The sequence below is a fragment of the Corynebacterium sp. UMB4614 genome, assembly GCF_030217065.1.
GTDB lineage: Bacteria > Actinomycetota > Actinomycetes > Mycobacteriales > Mycobacteriaceae > Corynebacterium.
In genome coordinates this window covers 1-290 of record NZ_JASONC010000083.1, presented here as the reverse complement: position 1 = coordinate 290, position 290 = coordinate 1, and the positions used below count along the sequence as shown (strand labels likewise).

Sequence of the window (290 nt, the reverse complement as noted above, 5' to 3'; positions counted from 1 at the left end):
TTCTTCAATATCAAAAGTTACTGCTTGTCCTTCTTCTAATGACTTAAAACCATCCGCTTGAATTGCTGAAAAATGAGCAAATACATCATTGCCATCTTCACCTGTAATAAATCCAAAACCTTTGTCTGCGTTAAACCATTTTACTGTACCGTTGTTCATATATATTTCCTCCTAGTGCATAAAAATATGCAAGTTATTGCAAAAAATGTTGAGTGGCAAAAGGAGAAGTATAGTTTTTAAATATATAACTCAAATTACTTATCAAAATTGATTACTTAATTACTATAACA

Annotated in this window: 1 protein-coding gene; it reads right to left on the bottom strand. The window is 29.7% G+C overall.

The window, feature by feature from the left end; genetic code table 11:
• A partial coding sequence (locus QP413_RS10000) for a cold-shock protein (protein ID WP_284781611.1) occupies positions 1–159 on the bottom strand: 159 nt, incomplete at its 3' end.
• Between the last annotated feature and the right edge of the window lie 131 nt (positions 160–290).